General features: G+C 62.0%; 4 protein-coding genes and 1 pseudogene. All 5 read right to left on the reverse strand.

Annotated features, from left to right (window positions below; all coding sequences use genetic code 11):
- Positions 1-58: 58 nt before the first annotated feature.
- Positions 59-1,489 carry an NAD(P)(+) transhydrogenase (Re/Si-specific) subunit beta gene (locus tag AA309_RS23530; RefSeq protein WP_047191471.1) on the reverse strand — a complete coding sequence of 477 codons (1,431 nt, stop codon included), beginning with the start codon at positions 1,487-1,489 and terminating at the stop codon, positions 59-61.
- 10 nt (positions 1,490-1,499) lie between these two features.
- Positions 1,500-3,071, reverse strand: coding sequence for a Re/Si-specific NAD(P)(+) transhydrogenase subunit alpha (locus AA309_RS23535; RefSeq protein WP_047191472.1), 1,572 nt, complete (start codon positions 3,069-3,071; stop codon positions 1,500-1,502).
- A gap of 379 nt (positions 3,072-3,450) precedes the next feature.
- Positions 3,451-3,847 (reverse strand): annotated as a pseudogene (locus tag AA309_RS33465) (PEP/pyruvate-binding domain-containing protein); the annotation flags it as partial.
- Positions 3,848-3,961: 114 nt separating this feature from the next.
- The gene (locus AA309_RS23545) at positions 3,962-5,242 is read right to left on the reverse strand and encodes a D-amino acid dehydrogenase (RefSeq protein ID WP_047191474.1); all 1,281 of its coding nucleotides are present in this window, start codon (positions 5,240-5,242) and stop codon (positions 3,962-3,964) included.
- Positions 5,243-5,397: 155 nt separating this feature from the next.
- Positions 5,398-6,678: an FAD-dependent oxidoreductase gene (locus tag AA309_RS23550; protein ID WP_047191475.1), complete on the reverse strand. Its 1,281-nt coding sequence runs from the start codon at positions 6,676-6,678 to the stop codon at positions 5,398-5,400.
- Between the last annotated feature and the right edge of the window lie 133 nt (positions 6,679-6,811).

Here is a 6,811-nt window from a genome sequence, read left to right on the forward strand (position 1 = left end):
GCAGGCCCATTACGGCATCTAACGCGATGCAACTCCAGATAGCCGCTGCCTCGCAGCCTCAGATGGCTTGCACGAGCTGATCGATGCTGGCTTTGGCGTCGCCGTAGAACATGCGGGTGTTGTCCTTGTAGAACAGCGGGTTCTCGATCCCGGAATAGCCGGTGCCCTGACCCCGCTTGGAGACAAAGACCTGCTTGGCCTTCCACACCTCCAGGACCGGCATGCCGGCGATCGGGCTGTTCGGGTCTTCCTGCGCCGCCGGGTTGACGATGTCGTTCGAGCCGATCACGATCACCACGTCCGTCTCGGCAAAGTCCGAGTTGATCTCGTCCATCTCCAGCACGATGTCATAGGGCACCTTGGCCTCGGCCAGCAGCACGTTCATGTGCCCCGGCAGGCGGCCCGCCACCGGATGGATGGCAAAGCGCACCTGCTTGCCCTTCGCCCGCAGACGGCGCGTCAGCTCCGAGACAGACTGCTGTGCCTGCGCCACGGCCATGCCGTAGCCCGGCACGATCACAATGCTGTCGGCCTCCTCCAGAGCGGTCGCCACGCCATCGGCATCGATGGCGATCTGCTCGCCCGCAATCGCCATCACCGGGCCTGCCGTCGTACCGAAGCCTCCTAAGATGACGCTGATGAAGCTCCGGTTCATCGCTTGGCACATGATGTAGCTGAGGATCGCGCCCGACGAGCCGACCAAGGCACCGGTGACGATCAAGAGATCGTTGCCGAGCGTAAAGCCGATCGCGGCGGCTGCCCAGCCCGAGTAGGAGTTGAGCATCGAGACCACCACCGGCATGTCGGCCCCGCCGATGCCCATGATCAGGTGATAGCCGATGAAGAACGCCAGCAGCGTCATCCCAACCAGCGTCCAGATACCGGCACCATCGACGTACAGGATCAACAGAACCAGCGACAGCAGCGCCGCCGCGGCATTGAGCGCATGCCCGCCCGGCAGCTTTTTGGCCTTGCCATTCACCTTGCCGGCGAGCTTGCCGAAGGCGATCACCGAGCCGGTGAAGGTCACGGCCCCGATGAACACGCCGAGGAACACCTCCACCTTCAGGATCGCGATCTCCACGCCGGTCTTGTGCGCCAGCACCCCGGCAAAGCCGGTGAGCGCCTGACGCGACGCCTCGTCTAGGGCGAGCACGCGCCCGAGTTCGAGATCGGCATTGAAGCCGATGAACACGGCAGCTAAGCCGACGAAGGAGTGCAGCGCCGCCACCAGCTGCGGCATCTCGGTCATCGCGACCGTCTTGGCCACATACCAGCCGATGGCAGAGCCGATGACGAGCATGGCGGCAATCACGGCGTAGTTGCCCATCCCTGGCCCGAACACCGTTGCGCCCACGGCGAGCGCCATGCCGACAATGCCGTACCAGACCGCGCGCTTGGCGCTCTCCTGGCCCGAGAGGCCGCCGAGCGACAGGATGAACAGGATGGCGGCCGCCACATAGGCGGCGGAGACAAGTCCAAAGCTCATCGGGGGATCCTCACGACTTCTGGAACATGGCCAGCATCCGGCGCGTGACCAGGAAGCCGCCGACGATGTTGATGGTGGCGATCAGGAACGACAGGGCGGCCAGGATGACCACCAGTCCATGGCTGGAGCCGACCTGCAGCAGGGCGCCGAGCACCACGATGCCGGAGATGGCATTGGTCACCGCCATCAGGGGCGTGTGCAGCGAGTGGCTGACGCTCCAGATCACCTGGAACCCGACGAAGCAGGCGAGCGCAAAGACGATGAAATGGGCCATGAAGCTCGCTGGCGCAGAGGCACCGATCAGAGCGATCAGCAGGCCGCCCAGGACAAGCAGCCCGGCCTGGGTCTTGGTCTGGTTCCGGAAGGCGGCAGCCTCCCGGGCCCGCCTTTCCTCCAGCGTCAGCTCCTTCGGCTTGTCCTTCGGCTTGGCGGCCGCGATCGCCTGCACCTTCGGCGGGGGCGGCGGATAGGTGATCGCGCCCGCGTGCGTGACCGTGGCGCCGCGGATCACGTCATCATCCATGTTGTGGTGGATGATGCCATCCTTCTTGGGCGTCAGGTCCGTCAGCATGTGGCGGATGTTGTTGGCGTACAGCGTGGAGGCTTGCGCGGCCATGCGGCTGGGAAAGTCGGTATAGCCGATGATCGTGACACCGTTGTCTGTCACGGTCTTCTGGTCCGGCACGGTCAGTTCGCAGTTGCCGCCGCGCTCGGCCGCGAGATCGACGATCACCGAGCCCGACTTCATGGCCTCGACCATATCTTTGGTCCACAGCTTCGGCGCCGGCCGGCCGGGGATGAGCGCAGTGGTGATGACGATGTCCATCTCCGGTGCCAGCTCACGGAACCTGGCGAGCTGCTTTTCCCGGAACTCCGGGCTTGATGGGGCGGCATAGCCGCCGGCGGCGGCCCCGTCCTGCGCCTCCTCAAACTCGAGGAAGACAAACTGCGCACCCATCGACTCGATCTGCTCGGCCACCTCGGGCCGCACGTCGAAGGCATAGGTGATGGCACCGAGACTGGTGGCGGTGCCGATGGCGGCCAGACCCGCCACGCCCGCGCCGACGACCAGCACTTTCGCCGGCGGCACCTTGCCGGCGGCGGTGACCTGGCCGGTGAAGAAGCGGCCGAAGTGGTTGCCGGCCTCGATCACCGCGCGGTAGCCGGCGATGTTGGCCATGGAGGAGAGTGCGTCCATCTTCTGGGCGCGGGAGATGCGCGGCACCATGTCCATCGCGATGACAGTGGCGCCCTTGTCCTTGCACAGTTCCAGGAGTTCCGGGTTCTGGGCAGGCCAGAAGAAGGAGATCAGCGTCTGGCCTTTCTTCAGATATCGTATCTCAGTGACCGAGGGCCGGCGCACTTTGACAATAGTATCAACCGCCTCGAACAGGTCGGTTGTGGTCTTGATGAGCGTCACGCCAGCTGCTTCATAAGCCGCGTCGGAGAAGCCGGCCACAAGACCAGCCCCAGCCTCGATAAAGCACGCGTGCCCGATCTTTTGCAGCTGCAGCGCGGACTCCGGCGTCATTGCTACGCGCGCTTCGCCTTCGAATGTTTCCTTCAGGGCGCCAATTTTCATCCCGCTACTCCAGCTCGACCAGCAGGCCCCTGGTGTTGAACGGACCTGCTCGGACTTACACTGCCATTTCGGAAACCCGCACGTTCAGGATCGGCAGCAGATCGTCAGCGGCTTGATCAATGTCGAAGAGCGAGTTGATCGATGTTTATTCCCACCAAACTCGAGCAAAAGCCGCATTGCACGACATCACAGCTAGATGCGCCTCTGCGTAGCGCTCGGACATCCCAGATGGGCATGCACCGCATGCCTAGCTTATTGAGTGCGCTTTCTCAAGAGTTCGAAATTCTATATATGCGCCTAAGAGTAGATGTTCTTCCTGCTTTTCGAGATTAGGCCCAGTACTTGCGTCATTACCGAACAATGTAATCAGATCATAAGATGAGACGTCGTTGAGGCCGAGGTTGAGCACCTGTCCATCATGCCGGGCTTGGAGGTGCGGGCGCCGGAGCGGACGGAGACGAGCAGCGGGTTTCCGCATCGCCGAAGGTGCGGCCGGTGAGACTCCCCATATACTCCAGAGCCTTCTTGACCTGGATCTTCAGCTCCTGCGGATAGGCGCGGCCATGGTCGTACTAGGAGGTGCAGATCTCGGTGGTGATGGAGAAGCCCGGCGGCACCGGCAGCCCTAAGTTGGACATCTCGGCGAGATTCGCCCCCTTGCCGCCAAGCAGGTTCTTCATCCCCGCCTGACCCTCGGGCTTACCGTCCCCGAAGGTATAGACCCATTCGGCTGTTGTGCGGCTTTCCTGCCAGACTGCGAAATTCCGATCATCCATGACGGGTCTCCACGATATAGGGATGCTCCGATGAGCCAATCTGGAGCTGGCCACGACCTCTGATGCCCGAAAACGGATTCTGACAGGCCTGCTCGACAGCGCGACGTAACAGACCTATGCGGCCTGAAACCGCCACTCGTCCTTGTAGCGATCGGCTGCGAGATCCTTGTGAGAAACCTCCGGCACTCGACCGGAAATCAGGTCGGCGAGCACGCGCCCGGAGCCGCAGGCCATGGTCCAGCCCAAGGTGCCATGGCCCGTGTTCGCATAAAGGTTCCTGTATCGCGTCGGGCCAACCACAGGGGTGCCGTCCGGCGTCATTGGCCTTAAGCCCGTCCAGAAACGCGCCTGCTTGACGTTGCCGCCTTGCGGAAACAGATCGGTGACCGAATGCTCCAGCGTCGCCCGCCGCGGCGCGCGCAGGCGTTGGCTGAACCCGGCCAGTTCGGCCGTTCCACCCACGCGGATTCGGTCGCCCAGGCGGGTGATCCCCACCTTATAGGTCTCGTCCATCACGGTCGAGACAGGCGCCGCACCCGGGTTCACTATCGGCATGGTCAAGGAATAGCCCTTCACCGGATACACCGGCAGATGAATGCCCAATGGCTTGACCAGCTGCGGCGTATAGCTTCCCATGGCCGCCACATAGGTGTCAGCGGTGAGCACCTCGCTGCCGTTCACCTGCACGCCGGAGATCTGGTCGCCTTCTGTGAGCAGTTTCTGCACAGACGTACCGTACCGGAACCGGACCCCCAACTGCTCAGCAATAGCCGCAAGCCTCTGTGTAAACAGGTGAGCATCCCCGGTTTCGTCGCCGAGGAGACGCAGACCGCCGGCGACCTTGCTCTTCACAAGTTTCAGCGCCGGTTCGACGCTGACGCATCCTGCGGGATCCAGGATCTCGTATGGAACGCCATAGGCATCGAGAACCGCAGTATCCTCACCGATTCCATCGAGCTGCTTTTGCGTACGGAAGAGCTGCAGCAGCCCCTGCTCACGGTGGTCGTAGGTGATGCCGGTCTCTTGCCGCAAATCGCGCAGGCAATCCCGGCTGTACTCGGCCAGGCTCACCATCCGGCTCTTGTTGCGCCGGTAGGCCTCTTCGGTGCAGTTCGCCAGCATATGGGCGAGCCATCCCCAGAGGCGCAACTCGGTGCGGGGCCAGAGCACCAGAGGCCGATGCTTCATCATCCGCCACTTCATAGCCTTGATCGGAATGCCCGGAGCGGCCCATGGCGCGGAGTACCCGGGCGAAACCTGGCCCGCATTGGCGAAGCTGGTCTCCATGCCGGCAGCGGGCTGGCGGTCTACCACCGTCACCTCATGGCCTTGCCGGGCGAGATAATATGCGGACGTGACGCCGCCGACGCCGCTGCCGAGAATGAGAACGCGCATGGTGTGTGAACCTCACGAATGGATGTACTGACGGTGGTGGCGGGATCCCAAACTGGTGAGCAGTTCGTAGCCGATCGTGCCGGCATCCCGTGCGAGAGCATCGAGATGGAACGGACTTTTGTGGCTCACTTCGGGCTTGCAGTAACACCCTGAAACTACACAAGCCAAGCGACCGTAGCTGAGACATCTACCAGTGATGTCTGATCTCCTGTAATCCTCTGGGCTAGAAGCTCACCGCAGCCAAGAGACATCGTCCAGCCGAGCTGCCCGTGCCCCGCATTGACCCAAAGATTGTCGAATTTACGAATCCGGCCCAGATAAGGAGGCCCGGCCGCTGTGGTAGGGCGCAGACCCGCCCAGAATTCAGGCGTCTCCAACTCGACCGCATTCCCAAAAGACCGCCGCACATAGTCGGCTATCTGTAAGGTGCGCGCTTCGGAAATAGAACAATCGCGCGCCGCAAACTCCGCAATAGCTGTCACGCGAAGCTTTCCGTTGTAAGTTGCGACTGCCAGCAATTCCGTCTCGTCGACAAAGGGTAGCGTAGGAACTCCGACAGGATCGGTGAGCTTCCAAGTACCAGAATATCCCTTAATCGGATATATATTGGGACGGAAGCCGAGAGGACGGGTTATGTCAGGCGTCTCAACACCTGTCGCTAAGATTACTGCCGTGCACGATATCTCCCCACGGTTCGTCTTAACGGCCCTGATCGTGTTGTTGGCGAGGCGGAACCCTGTGACGCGCGTGTCGAAATGCAGGCCGACATTATGCGAATGGTTCAAATAGGCAGCCGTGCGTTGGGTAAACAGCTGGCAATCACCCACCGAGTCCGCTGCACTGAACAGCCCGCCGACCAACCGGTCAGACATCCCAGATAATCCAGGTTCGCGCGCGATCAATGCGTCACGGCTCAGCACCTCGACGGAGCCGTCGCCATGGTCCTCGATCGAGGCGACATAGGTGTTAAACTGCACCTTGTCCTGAAACAGGTAGAGGCCTCCCTGGTGCCGGGTCTCCTTCGGCAGGCTCATCTCGATCTCAGCCGCGGCGATGAGTTCGCGGCTGTAACGGCTCAAACGTTGCAGCTTGTCGGTGTTCCTTTGATGAGCCGACGGGAGACAGTTGCATAGGAACTCGACTCCCCACCGCCAGAGCGCCGGATCCATCAGGCGTGTTACTTTCACCGATGGGTCGCGTCCCGCAACGGCCTTGACCATGGCGCCAATTGCTCCCGGTCCTGCCCAGGCCTTGGCATGGCCGACAGCAATGATACCGGCATTCGCACGGCTGCACATTTCGGCCGGGCCGGATAATGCGTCAACGACAGCCACGTTGACGCCGCGCTTTGCGAGGGCATATGCGGTCATGACCCCGGCCACGCCAGCGCCGACTACGACGATAGGATCGCTGCCCTTTCGCGTTGCGTCACTCATACAACAACCTTCAAGGTATCCACGCGACCATATTGGCGCTTCCCCAACCAGCACACGCGTTGCCGCGGTCCTTTAACCAAGACTGGACAACTGCCCCCAAGTGGGCAAACTGCGTCCTATCCTCAGCTCGCAG

Source organism: Microvirga vignae (assembly GCF_001017175.1).
Classification (GTDB): domain Bacteria; phylum Pseudomonadota; class Alphaproteobacteria; order Rhizobiales; family Beijerinckiaceae; genus Microvirga; species Microvirga vignae.

Excerpts from the sequence above, each read along its gene's own strand:
- AA309_RS23535 (WP_047191472.1), bottom strand. The coding sequence starts at position 3,071 with ATGAAAATTGGCGCCCTGAAGGAAACATTCGAAGGCGAAGCGCGCGTA.
- AA309_RS23530 (WP_047191471.1), bottom strand. The coding sequence starts at position 1,489 with ATGAGCTTTGGACTTGTCTCCGCCGCCTATGTGGCGGCCGCCATCCTG.
- AA309_RS23545 (WP_047191474.1), bottom strand. The coding sequence starts at position 5,242 with ATGCGCGTTCTCATTCTCGGCAGCGGCGTCGGCGGCGTCACGTCCGCA.
- AA309_RS23550 (WP_047191475.1), bottom strand. The coding sequence starts at position 6,678 with ATGAGTGACGCAACGCGAAAGGGCAGCGATCCTATCGTCGTAGTCGGC.